This window comes from Salinirubellus salinus, from assembly GCF_025231485.1.
GTDB lineage: Archaea > Halobacteriota > Halobacteria > Halobacteriales > Haloarculaceae > Salinirubellus > Salinirubellus salinus.
Genome location: NZ_CP104003.1, coordinates 3,891,682 through 3,910,676, shown reverse-complemented (window position 1 = coordinate 3,910,676; position 18,995 = coordinate 3,891,682). Strand labels below are relative to the sequence as shown.

The following is an 18,995-nucleotide window of genomic DNA, read 5'->3' as shown; positions in this document are numbered from 1 at the left end:
GCTGTCGCTCTTAATCGTTTACCGCGGTGGCCGTGCCGGTTCCCGACTCACGCCTCGGGAGCGTCACCGCGTGCGACAGCCTCGTAGTGGCCTCGTGCCTTCTTCCCGGTGTCCGTCAGCCGAACGTCGGGGACGAGGTGGTACGTCCGCGGCCGCTTGTAGTTCGCGAGGCGGTCGGTATGGCGACAGAACGCCTCGAGGTCGGCCTCGGTGACCGAGCCGTCCGTGGCCACGAACGCCGTGACGCGCTCGCCCCACTCCTCGTCGGGCGTGCCGACGACGACGGCCGCCGAGACTCCGTCGTGGGACTCGAGCACCGACTCGACTTCGGCCGCCGAGACGAGTTCGCCGCCGCTCAGGACGTGGTTGTCACACCGGCCGACGATGGTGAGATAGCCGTCGTCGACGACACCCATGTCGTGCGTGTAGTACCAGCCGTCCCGCACACGAGCGGCGGATTCGGCCTCGTTCTCGTAGTAGCTGCGGAACAGTTGGGCCGTGTGGACGACGACCTCGCCGCGCGTCCCGTCGGGCACCGTCTCGTCGGGGCCGACCGTCCGGTCGGGGTCGTACTCGATGACCCGAATCTCGTCGCCGAGCGTCGGCTTCCCCACCGACCCGGCGTGTTCGGGGAGGTCCTCTGGCTGGAGGATAGCGTTCGTCCCCGACTCCGAGGAGCCGTACGCGTTGAACAGGTTCGGTGTGAGCGTCTCCGTGTACGTCCTCGCGGCGCGCTCTGTCAACACCCCGCCGGTGAGTCGCCACGACTCGACGGTCGAGAGGTCGCGCTCGTCGATGTCCTCGTGGCGGACGAACCGCCCGGTCAGCGTCGGCACGCTCCGCACGTCTGTCACCCCGTACCGCTCGATGGCGTCGAGCGCGTCGTCGACGTCGACGTCGCGGCCGACGACCAGCGTCCCGCCCACCGTGACCGAGGCCCGGAGCGCCGAATCGAGCCCACCACCGTGGAACAGCGGGAGCAGCGAGAGACAGACCGTCTCGCGGTGCATCCGCCCGGAGGTGATACCGGTGTGGGTGCGCTCCCGGCCGCTCGCCGTCGAGTGAGCGACGGCCTTCGGGTTCCCGGTCGTCCCACTGGTGTAGAACATGTACGCGACGTCGTCCGGCGGGACGGCGACCGGCTCTACCGGGGCCGACGCCTCTTCATCGAGGAGTCGGTCGAACGGCGTGGCGTCCGCTCCCGTTCCCCCGACGACGACCCGGTGTGGCGGGCGTGTGAGCCCCTCGACGGCACGCTCGACCGTCTCCGTCAGTGCCTCGTCGTAGACGACCGCAGCCGGACGTATCTCGTCGAAGATGTACGCGAAGTCACCGGCGGAGAGCCCACAGTTCACCGCGACCGGGACGAGCCCACGCTTGTGACAGCCGTAGAGCGTGACCGGGAGTTCGAGCGTGTTGAACAGGGCGAACACCACGCGGTCGCCGCGCCTGAGCCCGCGGTCGCCGAGCGCGGCCGCCAACGCGCTCGCTCGCTCGTCGAGTTCGCCGTAGGTCAGCGACCGGTCGGCGTCCACCTGCCGTATCGCCGTCTTCTCTGACAACCACCTCGCGTTCCGCTCCAGCGACTCCGAGAGCGGAGGAACTAGCTCTGCCATGAGTGTTGGTATCACGTCCGTCGGTCGCGTATTTCAGCGTTCCGCTAGCCACGGTGGCCGTCGCGCCCCCCGCGGCATCTTTACGTACGAGTACCCCGATTCGAGACCAGCAATGTCGAATCAGCCGCTCGACGGTATCAGAGTCATCGACCTGGGACATATCTACCAGGGGCCGTACTGCGGACTCGTCCTCGCACACCTCGGCGCCGAGGTCATCAAGGTCGAACCCCCCGGTGGCGAGACGCTCCGGCGGGGGCAGGACGAGTCCATCGCCGAGCAGTTCCTGAACGCCAACAAACGTGGTATCGTCGTCGACCTCAAGTCCGACGCCGGGGCCGAGGTGCTGAAGGACCTCGTGCGGAACTCCCACGCGCTCGTCGAGAACTTCTCCTCTGGAACGATGGAGAGTCTCGGCGTCGGCTACGAGGACCTCAGCGCCGTCAACCCGGAGCTGGTCTACGGCCACGGCTCCGGGTTCGGCGACGACGGCCCGTATCGCGACTACCCCGCGATGGACCTCACCATCCAGGCGATGAGCGGCATCATCCACTCCACGGGGTTCGCCGACGGGCCACCGGTGAAGGCAGGACCGTCGATCTGTGACTTCCTCGGCGGCATCCACCTCGCCACCGCCGTCGTCAGCGCGCTGTTCCAGTGGGAGCGGACCGGCGAGGGACAGTACGTCGACGTCGCGATGTTCGACACGACGTATCCGATGCTGATACCCAAACTGGCACGGACGCTCGCGAACATCGACGTGCCGGCACGTACGGGCAACCGTCACTCCGGGCTGGCGGCACCCTACAACGTCTACGCGGTCGACGACGGCTACGTGGCTATCGCCGCGACGACCGACCCGCAGTGGCGCAAGCTCGCCGAGCTCATCGGTCGCTCCGACTGGCTCGAGGAGGGACGGTTCGCCACCCTCGAGCAGCGGACGGAGCACAACGACGAGATCGACGCGGCCATCGAGGCGTGGCTCGACGGGCAGACGAAGGCCGAAGCGGTCGAGCGGATCCACGCTGGCGGCGTGGCCTGTGCACCCGTGCAGGACCTCGAGGAGGTGCTCACCGACCCGCAGTTGGCCCACCGCGGGATGCTGAACCCGGTGCCGAACCGTGGGGCAGGGCGCTCGGAGATTCCGGTGCCCGGGCTGCCGATGCAGTTCTCGGCTAGCGACCGGCCGACGGTCGAGCCCTCACCCGAGCTCGGCGCCGATACTGCCGACGTGCTCGTCGAGGTCGCGGGCTACTCCGAGGAGAGACTCACCGAACTGCGGGAGTCGGGGATCGTCGGTACCTGATCACAGGTCGCGCAACCGCGACCGTTTCAGTTTTCCGTTCGTCGTCTTCGGGAGGTCCTCGATGAACACGAGCTCCCGCGGGTACTCGTACTTCGCGAGGGTGTCCTTCACGTGCGTCTGGAGGGTCTCACGGAGCGCGTCCGACGGCGTCTCGCCCGCGGCGAGGACGACGAACGCCTTGGGAATCTCGCCGCGCGTCTCGTCAGGGACACCGACGACGCCCGCGTCGGCGACCGCCGGGTGCGCGGCGAGACAGTCCTCGATCTCGGTGGGGCCGATACGGTAGCCCGAACAGATGATGACGTCGTCCTTCCGACTGTGGAACCAGACGAAGCCGTCGGTGTCCTGCGTCGCGAGGTCACCCGTCAGCAGCCAGCCGTCACGGACCTTCTCGGCGGTGGCCTCGGGGTCGTTCCAGTAGCGGCTGAAGCTCGCCACGTCGCCCTCGTAGTAGACGGCGAGTTCTCCGAGTTCGCCGGAGGGGCGTTCCTCCAGCGTCTCGGGGTCCAGCACCGCGACGGTCCGACACGGGACCGGGACCCCGTTGCTCCCCTCGCGGGTCTTGCCGAGCGCCGCGCACTCGCCGGTCACGAGTAGCGTCTCGGTCTGCCCGTAGGCCGAGTTGACGACCGGGCCGTCGAACACCTCGTCGACCCACGCCGCCACGTCCTGGCTGGACTTCTCGCCGCCGATACCGAGCTGTCGGATGCTGCTGCAGTCGTACGACTCGGCGTCGTCGAACTGCATCATCATCCGCACCGCGGTCGGGGTCATCCGGCAGTACGTCACGCCGTACTTCTCGATGAGCTCGAACACCCGTCGGGGGTCGAACCGCTCACGGGGGTGGGCGACGACGGGAATCCCGTAGAAGAGGCTCGGGAGTATGTGCGCGTAGAGTCCGATCCACGACCACTCGGCGATGACCCACACGACCTCGTCGGGGGTGATGACGGTGTTCCGGTGCGTGAAGAAGTAGGCGGGGAGTTGACCCAGAACCACCCGGTGGGCGAGCGCGACGCCCTTCGGGTCGCCGGTCGTCCCGCTGGTGTACTGGATGGTGGCGACGTCCTCCGGGTGCGTTGCGGCCGGCTCGAACACCGCCGGCTCCCCGGTGATGGCGTCCAGCAGGTCGGTCTCCGTGCCGCGCGGGTCCGCCACGTCGACGGTCAGTGGCGCGACGTCCGCGGTCACCTCGTCCGGGAGCGCGCGATACGCGTCCACGTTCCCCTCGTCGACGACGAAGACGACTGCTTCCGAGTGCTCCAGCCGGTGGGCCAATCCCTCGGTCCCCAGCAGCCGGCTCATCGGGACCGCGATGGCCCCGAGCTTCCAGGTGGCGACGAGCGCGCTCAGCACGGCCGGCTTCTGCGCGCCGGTCACGGCGACGCGGTCGCCGCGTGTCACGCCCCGGCCCTGCAGGTAGTTGGCGAGGCGGTTCGAGTCGGCCTGGAGCTCACGGTAGGTGACCGTCTGGGCGTCGCCCGCCGGCGTCTCGTAGAACAACGCGACCCGGTCGGAATCGGACGCCCAGTGGTCACAGACGGCCGTCGCCGTGTTGAACGGCTCCGGGACGGCCCACTCGAACTCGGCTTCGAACTGTTCGTAGCTCTCCCACTCCGTCGCCGCGAAATCGAAGCTCTCGATCGGCGGGGTATCGGCCATACGGTGCAGATTGTACGTTCGCGACTTACCTGTGTCGACGAGGGGGGCCTCCAGGATGCCGGGAACGGCATCCCGTGTCGAACGGCCGACCACGAGCGACCGGCGTGGCTGCGGCGCAAAGAGTTATCAATCACCGTTCTAAATCTTTCACGATGTCAAAACAGGCTGAGAAGGTCACGTCACTCGACCAACTAGACTACGTGTTCGACGGGGACGCACACGTTACCGAACGCGTCGACGACCTCGTGCCGTATCTCGACGACCGATTCTCCGACAGCCGACGTATCCTCTCGTACGCCCAGAACTACGGAACCGAGATCTACTCGAACACGATGCCCACACCGGGGTTCGAACAGCGGGACTACGACACGTGGGACCTGAACGCGAAACTCGCCGAACTGGAGGATTTCGGGCTTGACGGGGGCGTCGTCGGGCCGACGCTCAACCTGAACATCGCGACGGTCGACAACGACCGAATCGCGGTCGCGCTGGCGAACGCGTACAACTCCTGGCTGCTCGACGAGATTCTGGACGGAACGGACGCACTCGTCGGAACGATTCTCGTCGCGCTGCACGACCCCGAAGCGGCCGCCGAGGAGATCGACGAGCGGGCCTCCGAGTCCGACATGCGGGGCGTCTATCTCCCCGATTCGGGCGTCGTGCCACCGCTCGGCCACCGCATGTACGACCCGATCTACGAGGCCGCCGAGCGCCACGACCTCCCAGTCCTCATGCACTCGTCGACTCCCGCGACGACGAACGCGTTTCCGACCCAGCGGTTCAACAACGAGACGTACGCCGAAGAGCACGTCATCAGCCACCCGTTCACGCACATGTGGAACCTCACGACGATGCTGTTCCGGGGCGTTCCGGACCGGTTCCCCGACCTGGAGTTCGTCGTGCAGGAGGCCGGCGTCGGCTGGATTCCGTACCTGATGTGGCGGCTCGACGATCACTACCTCGAGTTCGACGACGAGATTCCGTATCTCGACAAGCTCCCCTCGAAGTACATGGCGGAGCGGTTCTACTACACGACCCAGCCGCTCGGCCACACGGCGCGCAACGGGGCGCACATCGCCTGGGCGATCGAGATGATCGGCCCGGACTCCGTGATGTACTCGTCCGACATGCCACACAAGGACTTCGACCCGCCCAGCGAGCTGTTCAACCGTATCCGAGGGCACTTCGACGCCGATACCGTCCGGGGTATCATGGGCGAGACGGGCGCTTCGGTCTTCGGCATCGACATCTGAGCGCACGGCCGAGACCGGCCGGCGGGCCTCGCAGCAGTCGACGACCCAGTCGCTCGACGCGAGGGCCGCTGCTCGAGTAGGTGGTTCGGGGCGTTCGCCATCGTGCGAAGAACGTAGTATTATTGTGGTGTGGAAACACACGACACCTATGGCGAGTCACACAGTGCGTGGTCCGAGGTGGACCGAGAGCGGCGCCCCGAATCCGAGAGCGACTGGATGGGCAGGCGGTCCGCGGTCAGTCGGTGTTCGACGCCGGAGGTCGCAGGCGTGAAGCACTTCGTCGCCTCGGTCGACGAGCTATCGGAAGACGGCTCACAGGCGATAGTCGACGCCGACGGGCTCCAGATCGTCGTCTTCTACGTCGGCGGCGAGTACCACGCGCTAGCCGACTTCTGCATCCACCAGGGAGCCCGACTCTCCGAGGGGAAGCTCACCGGCAAGATGGAGGTCGGAGCGGACGGCATCAGCAAGGAGTACGACGAGGACCACCCCTGCGTCATCTGCCCGTGGCACGAGTGGAAGTTCGACGTGGAGACGGGGCGAAACGTCTCCGACGACCAGTACGTCACACCCACGTTCGACGTGAGTGTCGAGGACGAGCGCGTCTACGTACATCGGTAACCCACGAGACACCGACTACGGAGTAGCCTGCCCGGAGCGGTGCCCACCAGCGCGCCGACACAGACGACATGCTACACCGGAGCGACAATCTTTATCACCGCAGTCTCACAACTCTTTTCATGGGTCAGTTTGACACCGAGCAGGAACTGCAGTTGATGAAGAAGAGTATCGACGATTTCGTCGAACGCGAGGTCCGTCCCGTAGAGGAGGAGTACGAGGACGTCCTGATTCCGGACTACGCGGGACTCCAGCCCGACGGTCGGCTGAAAGACCGGACACTGGAGGCGATCAACACGATTCGGCGGAAGTCCGCCGAGACCGGGTTCTACGGGATGCACATGCCGGAGTCGGTCGGCGGGATGGACGTCGGACTACAGCAACAACTCGACCTCATCCAGCACATCTACTCGCACGGCTTCGGGCTGAACGTCCGCATGGTCGAGGCCGGCGCGGGTCCCTCGACGGTGTACATGAACCTCGACGACGACCTCGTCGACGAGTTCCTCCGGCCCGCAGTCCGTGCCGAGAAGACCGCGTGTTTCGCGATGACCGAGTCGTCTTCCGGGTCGGACGCACTCGACATGCGTACCACCGCGACGAAAGACGGCGACGAGTGGGTCGTCAGCGGCGAGAAGATGTGGATAACGAACGCCCCGTACGCCGATTTCGGGCAAGTGTACGCGGTCACCGACCCCGACGCGAAGAAGTCCCGGCGCATCTCGGCATTTTTGTTCGACACCAGCGACCCGGCGTTCGAGGTCAAGCGGGTCATCCGCATCCTCCTCAACGACGGGGACCACGCCGAGGTCGCGTTCAACGACCTCCGAATCCCAGACCGGTACCTGATGGGGGAACGGGGGCGCGGGCTGTCGCTGGCGCTCGAGAACATCAACGAGACGCGGCTCAAACAGACCGCCAGGTGTGCGGGGCTGATGGACTATCTCGCCGACCGGTGTGTCGAGTACGCCAACGACCGGACCTCGTGGGGGGCCCCCATCGGCCAGCGCCAGCACGTCCGCCGACTCGTCGCGGACATCGTCGCGTGGCAGGCCACCGCGGAGACCCTCCTCCAGCGCGGCACCTGGGAGGTCGAGCACGGCACGAACGCCATCCAGGCGTGTGCCATCGCCAACCGGTTCGCCACGCAGAAGTTGTTCGAAGCCGCGGACAACGCCATCCAGGTGTTCGGCGGCAACGGCCTGACCCACGAGTACGGCATCGAGCGCATCCTGCGTCGTGCGCGGGTCATGCGGGTCTCCGAGGGCACCATCGAGATGCAGACCGAGACCATCGCGAAGGAGGCCGGACTCGGTCGTGCCGTCGGGATGTGAGTGGCAGACCGGCCGATAGCGTTACCGCCCTTCGAACGCCGGCTCCCGCTTCTCCAGGAACGCGGCCATCCCCTCCTTCCGGTCGTGCGTCTCGCGGAGCGTCGTCTGCGAGGTCGCTTCGGCGTCGAGCACCTCCTCGAGCGAACGGTGCGTGCCCCGCAACAGCATCCGCTTCATCTCCCCGAGCGCCCGCGTGGGCCCGTTCGACAGTTCGTGGGCGCGGTCGGCGACGAACCCATCGAGGTCGTCGACCACGTCGTTCGTGATTCCCAGCGCACACGCCTCCTCGGCACCGATCAGTTCGCCCGACGCGAGCAGTTCCATCGCCGTACGGGTGCCGACGAGCCGCGGGAGGATGAACGACGCGCCGGAGTCGACGGAGACGCCGATGTTGCTGAACACCCACCCGAAGCGGGCGTCGGGCGACGAGTAGACGAAGTCGCAGGCCGTCGCGAGACTCGCGCCGGCACCGACCGCCGGGCCGCGGACCTTCGCGACGGCCGGCTTCTTCATCCGCATCAGTGTGTAGACGACCTCGTGGAACCGCTGTTCGATGCCCGCCGCGTGGTCGGCGAAGTCGACCTGTGCGAGCCCCCCGACCTCCGCGCCAGCACAGAACGAGTCACCCTCGCCGGTGACGACGACGCAGCGGACGTCGTCGTCGTACTGCACCTCGTGAAGGTGGTCACGCAACTGCTTGGTCGCCTCGAAGCTCAGGGCGTTCTTCTTCGCCGGGTTGTGGATCGTCACCGTCGCGACCTGCTCGTCGAGCTGCAAGCTAACGCTTCCCATAACCGATACATCTCGGCGACGTACATATAGTTACTGCAGGCAGCGTCACAGGGCGTCGGCGACCACCTCGGCCCACTTCAACAGCCGCTCGTCACGCATATACGGTCCGGCGAGTTGCAGCCCGAGCGGGAGCCCCTCGGGTGTCTGGCCGGCCGGAACCGTCACGACCGGAACGCCCGCGTAGGTCCACGGCCGGTTCATCACCGGGTCGCCAGTGGTTCGGATGGTCGCTGGAGCTGGGCCGGGTGCGGCAGGGGTCACCCAGAGGTCCGCGTCGTGAGTCGCGAGCAGGTCGTCGAACGTCTCCCGGAGCTGGGTGATGCGAGCCCGGCTCGCGGCGAGTTGGCCGACGGTCACGTCGCGACCCGCTGCGATGGCCTCCGCGTTCGGCGTCCGGTAGAACGAGCGGTAGTCGTCGAACCAGGGTTCGTGGACGAGCGCGAGTTCGCCGTAGTGCAGTCGTCGGTGGTCGCGTGCCAGTCCAGTCACCTCCTCGAGGGCGGGCACCGCCACTCGGCGGACTTCGCAGCCGGCGGCCGCGAGCCGGCGGCGCTGTGCCGCGAACGCCGTTCGCGCCGCCGGACCGGCCCGCTGCAGAAAGGTACCGCCGGGGACCGCGACGACCGGGAACTCGCCCACCGGCTCCTCGCCGGCAGCCCAGTCGTCACAGAGCACGGCCGCCGCGAGCCGCATCCCCGCGACGTCCTGCGTGAACATGCCGACGTGGTCGAGCGACGACGACCGTTCGAGGATGCCGTCGCGTGGGATCCGCCCGAGACTGGGTTTCATGCCGACGACCCCACAGTAGGCGGCCGGCCGGACGACCGAGCCACCCGTCTGCGTGCCGATGGCGAGCGGGAAGAGTCCGGCAGCGACGCCCGCCGCCGACCCGCTCGACGAGCCGCCGGGGGTGTGGTCGAGCGCGTGGGGGTTCCGGGTCAACCCCGGTCCGCCGCCGGCGAACTCCGTGGTGACGGTCTTCCCGGCGACCAGCGCACCGGCCTCTCGGAGTCGGGTGACGCACGTCGCCTCGGGGCCAGCGAACAGTTCCGGGGGCAGTGCGGACCCCGCACGGGTGGGCAGGCGGTCGACGTGGATGATGTCCTTGACGCCGACCGGGACGCCGTACAGTCGGGGCCGAGCGTCGGCGGGAGTCTCGTCACGGAGCGCGGCGGCGGCCTCTCGAAGGCGTTCGCGTCGCGACGGCTCGGGAACGAGCGCGTGGAGTTCCGGCTGTGCCTCGTCGATTCGGTCACAACAGTCGTCGACGTACCTGACGACGTCCCGGTCGGTGGCGCGGAGTTCCGCCGCGACTGGCGCGAGCGGTGCGTCGTGGATGCGGACCGGCATGCGTGCATCGAGGGGTGCTACCGGACATTAACCTTCGCCTGCAGCGCAGCCGCTCGGAGGGGAGCACCGGCCGAAAAGTCGTGTCTCCTTGAATCCGCCTGGTTCGAGGGGTGGCGTCAGGGTTCCCAGTTCTGGTCGAACTCGCCGTCCTCGTTCAGACACGGGAACTCGTCGGCGCTCGGCACCTCGCCCTCGGGCCACAGCGGTGCGGTGTCGGTGCCCTCGGGGTAGCGCAGGTTGCCGTCGTCGTCCCAGCCCCATCCGGCGTCCAGCAGGACCTGCCGCGCCGCCTCCGGCTCGCCGTCGAGGTTGTCGGTGTAGTTGTGGACGCGGCTCTTGTCCTCCGGGTAGAACGGGTTGTTGTCCACGTACGGTCCGCTCGTGGTCACGGGGTTGCCGTTGCCCGCGTACACGGCCTGATTGATCTCGTTGCGGTTGATGGACTTCCCGACCGCGTCCTGGAACGCGTTGAATCGCACGGGTGCCTGTGGGTACGAGGCCGCCAGGTGCCACGCCCCGTGGCCGCGGGAGGTGAGCCGCTTCAGGTCGTCGCCGAGCGCGCTCTTCACCTGTTCGAGACCCGCACCGGTCATGTTGCCGGCGACGTCGATCTCGCCCTCACGCAGCGCCCGCTTCTTCGTCTCGGCGTTCTGGAAGCGCTGGTGGACGAAGCCGTGGTTCACGTCGTAGTTCGGGTGTCCCTCGGGGTGGGGGCCCCAGACGACCGTCTGGTTCTGCGTGAACGAGGTCACCTGCATCGGCCCGGAGCCGACGATCGGCGGCTCCGGCTCGAAGTTCGCCGGGTCGTCCATCCCCTCCCACGTCGGCGGGTGGAGGATGCCCCACGTCGGAACGTGCGCCGTGAGGAACGACGGGTTCGGCTGTGCGAACGTGAACTCGATCGTCTTGTCGTCGACGACGGTGATCGACTCGTAGTTCTGCGTCGTCCGCTGGGGGAGCGGGTTGTTCTCGATGGTCTCCATCGTGAACTTCACCGCCTCCGCGGTGATGGGGTCGCCGTTGTGGAACACGGCGTCCTCGAGCAGCTCGAACGTGTACTTCCGCGAGTCGTCCTCGACGGTGTAGTCGGCGGCGAGCTCGTTCGTCAGCTCCCAGTTCTCGTCGTATCGCAGCAACGGCGAGTGGGACAGCACCTGGTAGATGCCGATGGCACCTGCCGAGATCATCAGGTGGTTCGTCCGCTCCCAGTAGCCGGTGTCGTCGCTCCCGTAGACCCAGCGGTCACCGGAGTTGGGGGTAGTCGAGGTGAAGAACGTCGAGTTCCACGCCTGGTTACCCATCTGACCGACGCCCTGTGCGTCGACACGGTCGGTTCGCGCCCCGCCGAAGATGTCACGGGCGATGAGGTTCACGGCCGGGCGGTCCTCACTGAAGACGACCATCGAGTCGCCGAGGATGCGGCGACGCTCCTCCGGGTCGCCGGCGACCGCCTGCTCGTAGGCGAGTTTGGTGAACTCACAGCTCGCGTAGTTCATCGCGCTCGGCCGGTTGTTGGCCCCGGCGGCCGTGAGCACCAGGTCGGTGAGCCAGTACTGCCCGGGGTCGAGCGTGGTCACGGACGGCGTGACACCCCACGTCACGTAGTGATAGTTACGCCGGTCGTTGTACGCGTCGGATACCATCTTCGCCACCTCGACGGGAACGACCTGTACCTCGTGATCCAGCGCGTTGGAGATGTGCTGCTGGACGAGCGGGACGGTGTTGTCCCAGACCGGGTGTCCGGACCAGAACTCGATGACGAGCGGCGGGACGCGTTCGCCGAGCGCGTTCCCACCATCGCCACCGCCGTCGCCACCGTCACCACCGTCGCCGCCGTTACCACCGTCGTCACCGCCGCCGTTACCACTACAGCCGGCGAGTGCGCTGATCGTACCCGTCGCGCCGACCAACTTCAGCAGTTGCCGACGGTCGACGTCAGGACCCTTGTCACTGGATGACATACAACCAGACAAGACAGGGCAGAATACTTAACACTTCTGTAGGCGTTTTCGACATTTCGCCGTTTCACCCTCTCAGAACCGAGAATTCTCTCCGAGGTGGCTCGAGCAGCGGGGGGACGCCGGGCCGACCGACGGAAGGTATATGCTCGGCTCTCACGAGCGCTCTTCCGTGAACGAACTGCCAGTCACTGTCAGACACCGGGACGGCAGTACCGCTCGGGAGACGCTCTGCGTCTCCCGGATCGTCAACTGCGGTCGGGCGTGGCGCGAGCCCCCCGCAGAAGAACACCGCGACGGGTGGGCCCAGCACGACCAGGGGCCCGAGCCGCTGGTGTTTCCCAAGCCGGCGCACCTCCTCACCACCGACAGCGAGGTCTGGGTGAACACCCGGAACACCTACGGCGAGGCCGAGTTCGTCCTGTTCCCTGTTGAGGACGCGGTGTACGTCGGCGTCGGCGTCGACGCGAAGGACCGCCGTGCCGCCGGGTTCGACCTCCACGTCGGCAACTCCACGGTTCCGAGCGTCGTCGGCGACGAGGTGTGGGTGCTCGACGACGTCCGCGACGGGTGGGACGACATCGAACTCCGGAGTTGGACCGGGTCGGGCGGCGAGTGGGAGCCGTACCAGGTCGCGAGCCTGTCGACGTTCCTCGAACCCGAGCCGTTCCTCGACGCGGTCGAGTCGAAACTCGGGGCCTCACTCGAGGGGACGGCGGTGTGGTCGTCGACCGTCGGCACGGTGGACGACGACGTGCAGGGGCCGAACCCGTACCCGTCTGTCCGCGAGGAGGGGTTCTACGCCGCCCAGCTGTTCGATCCGGCGTCGAACCGGCGGCTCGTGACACAGTTCGACGTGCGAGTGAACGACTGGATTCCGGACGTCGCGCCGTAGGTCAGGCGACGACCCCGTCTTCGCGGAGCCCGGCGATGGTCTCCGCGTCGAGACCGAGGTGCGTCGACAGGACCTCGTCGGTGTGTTCGCCGAGGCTGGGGGGGCCGGACCGCACACTCGTCCCGGATTTCGAGAAGTGGAGCGGATAGCCCGCCATCGTCACCTCCCCGACGGTGTCGTCCGCGTAGTCGAACACGTCCCCGCGCTCGCGCGCGTGCGGATGGGCGACCACGTCGCTGACCTGACTCAGTGCGCCGTTCGGGATGCCGTGCTCGTCGAGCACCGCCTGCCACTCCACGGTGGGGTGCTCGCGGAAACGGGGCCGCAGGACGGCCATGATGTCGTCGTAGTGCTCCTGCCGTCTCTCCAGCGAGTCGTACTGCAGGAGGTGGTCCTCCTCGAGGACGTCCTCGACGAGCCGGGTCCACAGCGCCGGGATGGAGGCGTTGACCATCACGTGGCCGTCCGCCGTCTCGAACAGTTCGGAGGGGACGGCGTTCGCCTGTTTGGTCCCGACCGGCGCCGGGTTCTCGCCGCTGATGCTGTAGGCAGTGACGTGCTCCTCCATGAACGAGGTGATGGTGCCGAACAGGTCCGTCTCGACCTTCTGTCCCTCGCCCGTCTGGTCGCGGTAGTTGAGCGCGGTGAGGATGGCGATGGCGCTGTAGAGCCCGGCGCCCATGTCTCCGATAGAGACGCCGACTTTCACCGGGTCGCCGTCCTCCTCGCCGGTGACGCTCATCAGCCCGGCTTCGGCCTGCATCATCGGGTCCACCCCCTTCCGGTCCTTCGCGGGCCCGCTCTCACCGAACGCCTTGATGGACGCGTAGACGAGTCCCGGATTCACCTCGGTCGAGAGGTAGTCGTAGCCGAGCCCCAGTCGCTCCATCACGCCGAGACTGAAGTTCTCGACGAGGACGTCCGCCTCGGCGACGAGGTCCTCCATCAGCTGGCGGCCCGCTTCCGTCTTCAGGTTCACGACGATGGACTTCTTGTTCCGGTTGCGCGAGATGAACGTCGAGCCGACCCCGTTCTGCGCCGGAGTCGTCCCCCGGTTCGGACTTCCCCCAGGCGGTTCGATCTTGATGACCTCGGCCCCGAGGTCACCGAGGAGCTGCGTGCAGAACGGTCCGGCGAGGAATCGCGTCGTGTCGACGACTGTTACGTGGCGAAGCGGCTCGACCATGTGCGAGAGACCCTGTTCGACCACATATAGTTTCGGGGCCGACCCCTCAGTGCCCTTCGAACTCCGGTGCGCGCTTCTCTGCGAACGCGCGTTTCCCCTCCTCGTGGTCGCGGCTCTCGCGTGCCTCTGTCCTGATGCGGGCAGCCCACTCGCGCTCGGCGGCCCCGAACGACCCCCGCTCAGTGATGGCGTTGACGATCCGTTTCATCCCCGACAGCGAGAGTGGCGCGTTCGAGCCGATGGTGCCGGCCAGTTCGGACACCCGGTCGTCGAGTGACTCGCGGTCGACGACGTAGTGGACGAGTCCCATGCGTGCGGCGCGCTCGGCGGGAACGAGGTCGGCCGTGAACAGCAGTTCCTTCGCGTCCGCAGGGCCGACGATGTCGACGAGTTGCTGGATGCCGTCGTAGCTGTAGACGTTGCCCAGTTTCGCCGGTGTGACGCCGAACCGCGCCTCGTCGACGGCGACCCGGATGTCACAGGCGCCCGCGAGGTTCATCCCGGCGCCGACGGTGTCGCCGTTGATCCGTGCGACACTCGGGTAGTCGAACTCGCGGAGCTGCCGGGTCGTGTCCTCGACGAGTCGTTCGCGGTCGCGCTGGTCGGTCGACAGCTCGGAGATGTCGTAGCCGGCACAGAACGCCGCGTCGCCCGCACCGGTGAGAACGACACATCGGACGTCGGTCCGGTCGGAGAGCGACTCCAGGGTCGCTCCGACCTCCGGGAGGAACGACGACGAGAGCGCGTTGCGCTTGCCGGGGTTCGAGATGGTGAGCGTGCAGACTGGCGGGTCGATGTCGACATCGAGGCTCCCGGACATGCTCGCTCGTCCGTCGGTGGCGAGTTAAATGTATCTCAGCGGGCAGTGACCGACCCACGTCGTGTCTCGCCCGAATGTCGAAGCGACGACCGATTCGGTGCACGTCCGGTGCAGGCGCGTTCCCAGAGGCGAAACTTATTTACCCCGACACGGAAAGGATGCGGCAATGTCAGCCATACCCGTGAGTGATGCAATTCCATCCCTCCCTGACCGGCTGGTAGGTGTCATATCGGTGATAACGAACGACAAGGAGATCGCCCTGTACGCCGGCTTCCTCGCGTTCGTCATCTTCCTCGCCGCGTTCGGGCCCTACCTCGCCCCCTACGACTACACGGAGACACAGAAGGACGAAGATGGCTTCCTCCTCATCGCGTCGTCACCGTCGGCGGCGCACCCGCTCGGGACGAACCACCTCGGACAGGACGTCCTCTCGCGACTCATCATCGGGGCCCGGCCGACGATCATCACGGGGTTGCTCGGTGGGGCGATGATCATCACCATCGGTACCAGCATCGGCGTGACGGCCGGGTACTTCGGTGGCTGGGTAGAGAACGTCCTGATGCGGTTCACCGACTTCGTCTACGGGGTGCCGCTAATCCCGTTCGCCATCGTCCTGCTCGCGCTGTTCGGCTTCGGTCTCTTCACGACCATCCTCGTGTTGGGGGCGCTGCTCTGGCGCAGTAGCGCCCGCGTCCTCCGGTCACAGGTGCTCCAGATAAAGGAGCGGAACTTCATCCTCGCGGCCCGAGCGACCGGGATGGGGTCGCTGGCCATCGTCCGCAAACACTTCATCCCGAACATCGCACCGATGATGATCCTGTTCTTCTCGCTGGGTATCGGCTTCTCCATCCTCGTGCAGGCGGGGCTGGCGTTCATCGGGGTCTCCGACCCGTTCGTCCCCTCGTGGGGGATCATGATCCGCAACGCCTACTCGAACGGCTACGTGGAGAACTTCTGGTGGTCACTCACACCGGGGGTCCTCATCTCGTTGACCGTCCTCTCGGCGTTCATGTTCGGCCGCAAGTACGAGGAGATCGTGACCGGACAGGCTGGTGACACCGCGTTCGTGGAGGCGGGGTGATTCGATGAGCGAACCACTACTCGAAGTCGAGGACCTCACCATCCAGTACCGGACCAGCGAGGGACCGCTGACCGCCGTCTCGGGCGTCTCGTTCACCGTCGACGAGGGCGAGTACTTCGGGCTCGTCGGCGAGTCGGGGTGCGGAAAGAGCACCATCGTCAACGCGATGATCGGCGGGCTCGACGACAACGGCGAGGTCGTCTCTGGCACCATCAAGTACCGCGGCGAGGAGATCCAGGACTTCACCGAGGCGCAGTGGAACAAGACGATCCGGTGGAAGGAGATCTCACAGATCCCGCAGGGGTCGATGAACAGCCTGGACCCGCTGAAACGCATCGACGAACACGCGCTCGAGCTAGCCGACGTCCACACGGACATGACCAAGAAGGAGGCGCTCGAGCGGTTCAAAGAGCTGTTCGAGACGGTCGGCCTCAAGCCCGAGCGGGTGAAGGAGTACCCCCACCAGTTCTCCGGCGGGATGCAACAGCGGGCCATCATCGCGCTCGCGCTGTTCCTGAACCCCTCGCTCATCATCGCCGACGAGCCGACGACGGCGCTCGACGTCATCATGCAGGACCAGATCTTCAAGTACATCGACCGGGTGCAGGAGGAGTACGAGATGAGCATGCTGCTCATCACCCACGACATCAGCCTCGTGTTCGAGTCGTGTGACAGCATGGGCGTCATGCACGGTGGACAGCTCGCCGAGTCCGGCGACGTCTACGACGTGTTCAACACGCCCCGACACCCGTACGCCATCCTCCTGCAGGAGGCGTTCCCGGACGTCCGCGACCCGAAACGCGAACTCGGGACCATCAAGGGGTCGCCACCACAGCACCTCGGCGAGGTGGCCGAGTGTACGTTCGTCGACCGGTGTCCGTGGGCCGTCGAGGAGTGCCGGCAGCGTGCACCGACGCTCGAGGCGGTCGACACCGCGGGCGAGCACCGGGCGGCCTGCTTCCGCTGGAACGAGGTACACGAGCTCTACGAGGGACCCGTGGAGACGACCCCCGGGGGTGAGTCGCCGTGACCGACCGCGAGCCACTGCTCGAGGTGCAGAACCTCGAGAAGTACTTCGACCAGAGTCAGGGGATCCTCGACACGCTCCTGGGTCGCACGCCCGAGACGGTCAAGGCGGTCGACGACGTCACGTTCACGCTCCACGAGAACGAGTCGAAGGGCGTCATCGGGGAGAGTGGCTGTGGGAAGACGACGCTCCTGATGGTGCTACTCGGCCTCATCGACGGGACCGGCGGCAGTGTCACGTTCAAGGGTCGCGACATCTCGACGTTCGACAAGCGGGACTGGAAGCAGTTCCGCCGGGAGGTGCAGGTCATCTTCCAGAACCCGTTCGACTCGCTCGACCCGAAGATGTCGGTCCGGAACACCCTCGAGATCCCGCTCGACGTCCACGGGATCGAGAACAAGGAGGAGCGGATCAAGGAGACGCTCGAACAGGTCGAGCTCCGGCCGCCGGAGCGGTACATCGACCGCTTCCCCGACCAACTCAGCGGCGGGGAGAAACAGCGGGTGGCCATCGCACGGGCGCTCGTCCTGCGACCGGACGTCATCCTCGCGGACGAGCCGGTGTCGATGCTGGACGTGTCGACGCAGGCAGTCATCCTGAAACTGCTCGCGCGACTGAAAGAGGAGATGGACCTCTCCATCATCTACATCTCGCACGACCTCTCGACGGTCAGCTACATCTGCGACGACATCAACGTGATGTACCTCGGCCGGATCGTCGAGACGGCGCCGACGATGGACATCCTCGAGAACCCGAAGCACCCCTACTCGAAGGCGCTCATCAACGCGATCCCGATCCCGGACCCGAACCACGACCGGGAGCGGACGACCCTCGAGGGGTCGACGCCGGACCCCATCGGCCTCGGTGAAGGGTGTCGCTTCCGCGAGCGCTGTCCCGAGCGGATGGACATCTGTGACAGGACCCCGGCGTTCATCCAGGAGGAAGGGCACCACGTCGCCTGTCACCTGTACTACGACCATGAGGAACACGAAGCAGCAGCGAAAGGAGTGGAGGCACCGAGCGATGACTGAACGGGCCACCAGCAGGAGCCGTCACCCGACCGCCGCAGCAGTGGAGGTGGCCGACCGATGAGCCGCCGCCGTTACTTCGTGTACCGGTCGATCCAGACGGTGTTCCTCCTCTGGATGATCATCACGTTCCTGTTCTTCTTCTTCCGGCTGATGCCGGGGGACTTCATCGACTTGATGTTGTACGAAGGGATCCCGCCGGAGACGGCAGAGGAGCTGGTTCGGAAGTGGGGGCTCGACCAGCCGTTGTACGTCCAGTACTTCAGCTACATCGCGAACCTGCTCACGCTCGACGCCGGCTTCTCGCTCGGCGCTCGCGGACCGGTGTGGGACTTCGTCCAGATGAAGATCTTCAACACGTTCATCCTGGTCGCTCCCGCCATCACCCTCGGGTACGTCATCGGCGCGGTCATCGGCACCATCCTCGGGAGCAAGCGCGGCACCCGGATCGAGCGGTTCGGCATCGTGGGGACCGTCGTGATGGGGACCCTGCCCATCTTCTTCCTCGGTATCGTCATGATCGTCATCTTCTCGAGCTGGCTGAACTGGTTCCCCTCCTCGGGGATGCTCTCGCCGATCAACGCGGGGAAGTTCGAAGGACTACCGTGGTGGCGGCCGTACACGTCGCAGGACTTCGCGCTCCACTACATCCTGCCGTTCAGCGTCATCGTCCTCCGGTACATCAACACGCCGGCGCTCGTGATGCGGACGAGCGTGGTCGAGGTGCTCGGCCAGGACTTCATCCACTACCAGCGCATCACCGGGCTGCCGAAGTTCAACCGCTACCGGCACCTCGCGAAGCACGCGAGCCTGCCGGCGCTCACGCTCTACCCGATCGCGATGACCCGTGCGCTGAGCGGGCTCGTCCTGCTGGAGGTCGTGTTCAACTGGCCGGGCATCGGGCAGGCGCTCGTGCAGGCCGTGCTGGGCCGTGACTTCGCTGTCGTCCAGTTCATCTTCCTGCTGCTGGCGGTCTTCATCCTGCTGGGCAACTGGGCCATCGACCTGCTGTACAGCTACATCGACCCCCGTGTGACGGTCGAAGCGGCCGACTGAGTCACACCCCCTTCCC

General features: G+C 66.5%; 16 protein-coding genes. 9 read left to right on the top strand and 7 right to left on the bottom strand.

Annotated features, from left to right (window positions below):
• Nucleotides 1-47: 47 nt before the first annotated feature.
• Nucleotides 48-1,616 carry a class I adenylate-forming enzyme family protein gene (locus tag N0B31_RS20340; protein ID WP_260593476.1) on the bottom strand — a complete coding sequence of 523 codons (1,569 nt, stop codon included), beginning with the start codon at nt 1,614-1,616 and terminating at the stop codon, nt 48-50.
• Nucleotides 1,617-1,728: 112 nt separating this feature from the next.
• On the opposite strand from N0B31_RS20340, the gene N0B31_RS20335 reads away from it, so the two are divergent.
• Nucleotides 1,729-2,919: a CaiB/BaiF CoA transferase family protein gene (locus N0B31_RS20335; RefSeq protein ID WP_260593475.1), complete on the top strand. Its 1,191-nt coding sequence runs from the start codon at nt 1,729-1,731 to the stop codon at nt 2,917-2,919.
• Here N0B31_RS20335 and N0B31_RS20330 read toward each other — a convergent pair whose 3' ends face one another.
• Complete coding sequence (locus N0B31_RS20330; RefSeq protein WP_260593474.1) at nt 2,920-4,581, bottom strand: acetate--CoA ligase; 1,662 nt, start codon at nt 4,579-4,581, stop codon at nt 2,920-2,922.
• A 152-nt stretch (nt 4,582-4,733) separates the two neighbouring features.
• Between N0B31_RS20330 and N0B31_RS20325 the strand changes: the two genes are divergently transcribed.
• The 3 genes from N0B31_RS20325 (at nt 4,734) to N0B31_RS20315 (ending at nt 7,786) form a co-directional block, all read left to right on the top strand.
• Nucleotides 4,734-5,834 carry an amidohydrolase family protein gene (locus N0B31_RS20325; RefSeq protein ID WP_260593473.1) on the top strand — a complete coding sequence of 367 codons (1,101 nt, stop codon included), beginning with the start codon at nt 4,734-4,736 and terminating at the stop codon, nt 5,832-5,834.
• Between the two features lie 177 nt (nt 5,835-6,011).
• The gene (locus N0B31_RS20320; protein ID WP_260593472.1) at nt 6,012-6,455 is read left to right on the top strand and encodes a Rieske (2Fe-2S) protein; all 444 of its coding nucleotides are present in this window, start codon (nt 6,012-6,014) and stop codon (nt 6,453-6,455) included.
• A gap of 119 nt (nt 6,456-6,574) precedes the next feature.
• On the top strand, nt 6,575-7,786 hold the full coding sequence (locus N0B31_RS20315) for an acyl-CoA dehydrogenase family protein (RefSeq protein ID WP_260593471.1): 1,212 nt from the start codon (nt 6,575-6,577) through the stop codon (nt 7,784-7,786).
• A gap of 21 nt (nt 7,787-7,807) precedes the next feature.
• Here N0B31_RS20315 and N0B31_RS20310 read toward each other — a convergent pair whose 3' ends face one another.
• From N0B31_RS20310 to N0B31_RS20300, 3 genes are all read right to left on the bottom strand, one after another.
• Nucleotides 7,808-8,578 carry an enoyl-CoA hydratase/isomerase family protein gene (locus N0B31_RS20310; protein WP_260593470.1) on the bottom strand — a complete coding sequence of 257 codons (771 nt, stop codon included), beginning with the start codon at nt 8,576-8,578 and terminating at the stop codon, nt 7,808-7,810.
• Between the two features lie 45 nt (nt 8,579-8,623).
• A complete protein-coding gene (locus N0B31_RS20305) occupies nt 8,624-9,928 on the bottom strand; it encodes an amidase (RefSeq protein WP_260593469.1) in 1,305 nt (434 codons plus the stop codon).
• Between the two features lie 116 nt (nt 9,929-10,044).
• Nucleotides 10,045-11,889, bottom strand: a complete 1,845-nt coding sequence (locus N0B31_RS20300) for an ABC transporter substrate-binding protein (RefSeq protein ID WP_260593468.1) — start codon at nt 11,887-11,889, stop codon at nt 10,045-10,047.
• Nucleotides 11,890-12,058: 169 nt separating this feature from the next.
• Between N0B31_RS20300 and N0B31_RS20295 the strand changes: the two genes are divergently transcribed.
• Nucleotides 12,059-12,781, top strand: coding sequence for a DUF2848 family protein (locus tag N0B31_RS20295; RefSeq protein WP_260593467.1), 723 nt, complete (start codon nt 12,059-12,061; stop codon nt 12,779-12,781).
• A 1-nt stretch (nt 12,782) separates the two neighbouring features.
• Here N0B31_RS20295 and N0B31_RS20290 read toward each other — a convergent pair whose 3' ends face one another.
• Together N0B31_RS20290 and N0B31_RS20285 are read right to left on the bottom strand one after the other, a co-directional pair.
• The gene (locus N0B31_RS20290) at nt 12,783-13,967 is read right to left on the bottom strand and encodes a CaiB/BaiF CoA transferase family protein (protein ID WP_260593466.1); all 1,185 of its coding nucleotides are present in this window, start codon (nt 13,965-13,967) and stop codon (nt 12,783-12,785) included.
• Between the two features lie 46 nt (nt 13,968-14,013).
• Nucleotides 14,014-14,787 carry an enoyl-CoA hydratase/isomerase family protein gene (locus N0B31_RS20285; protein WP_260593465.1) on the bottom strand — a complete coding sequence of 258 codons (774 nt, stop codon included), beginning with the start codon at nt 14,785-14,787 and terminating at the stop codon, nt 14,014-14,016.
• A gap of 232 nt (nt 14,788-15,019) precedes the next feature.
• Here N0B31_RS20285 and N0B31_RS20280 point away from each other — a divergent pair, with 232 nt between their 5' ends.
• The 4 genes from N0B31_RS20280 to N0B31_RS20265 are packed head-to-tail and all read left to right on the top strand — an operon-like array spanning nt 15,020 to nt 18,979.
• Nucleotides 15,020-15,868: an ABC transporter permease gene (locus N0B31_RS20280; protein ID WP_260593464.1), complete on the top strand. Its 849-nt coding sequence runs from the start codon at nt 15,020-15,022 to the stop codon at nt 15,866-15,868.
• A gap of 4 nt (nt 15,869-15,872) precedes the next feature.
• Nucleotides 15,873-16,898, top strand: coding sequence for an ABC transporter ATP-binding protein (locus tag N0B31_RS20275; protein ID WP_260593463.1), 1,026 nt, complete (start codon nt 15,873-15,875; stop codon nt 16,896-16,898).
• Nucleotides 16,895-17,926 (top strand): ABC transporter ATP-binding protein, encoded by a 1,032-nt coding sequence (locus tag N0B31_RS20270; RefSeq protein ID WP_260593462.1) that lies wholly within the window; start codon nt 16,895-16,897, stop codon nt 17,924-17,926. Before N0B31_RS20275 ends, N0B31_RS20270 begins: the two co-directional genes overlap by 4 nt.
• Nucleotides 17,927-17,983: 57 nt before the next feature.
• Nucleotides 17,984-18,979 (top strand): ABC transporter permease, encoded by a 996-nt coding sequence (locus N0B31_RS20265; RefSeq protein ID WP_260593461.1) that lies wholly within the window; start codon nt 17,984-17,986, stop codon nt 18,977-18,979.
• Nucleotides 18,980-18,995 lie beyond the last annotated feature (16 nt).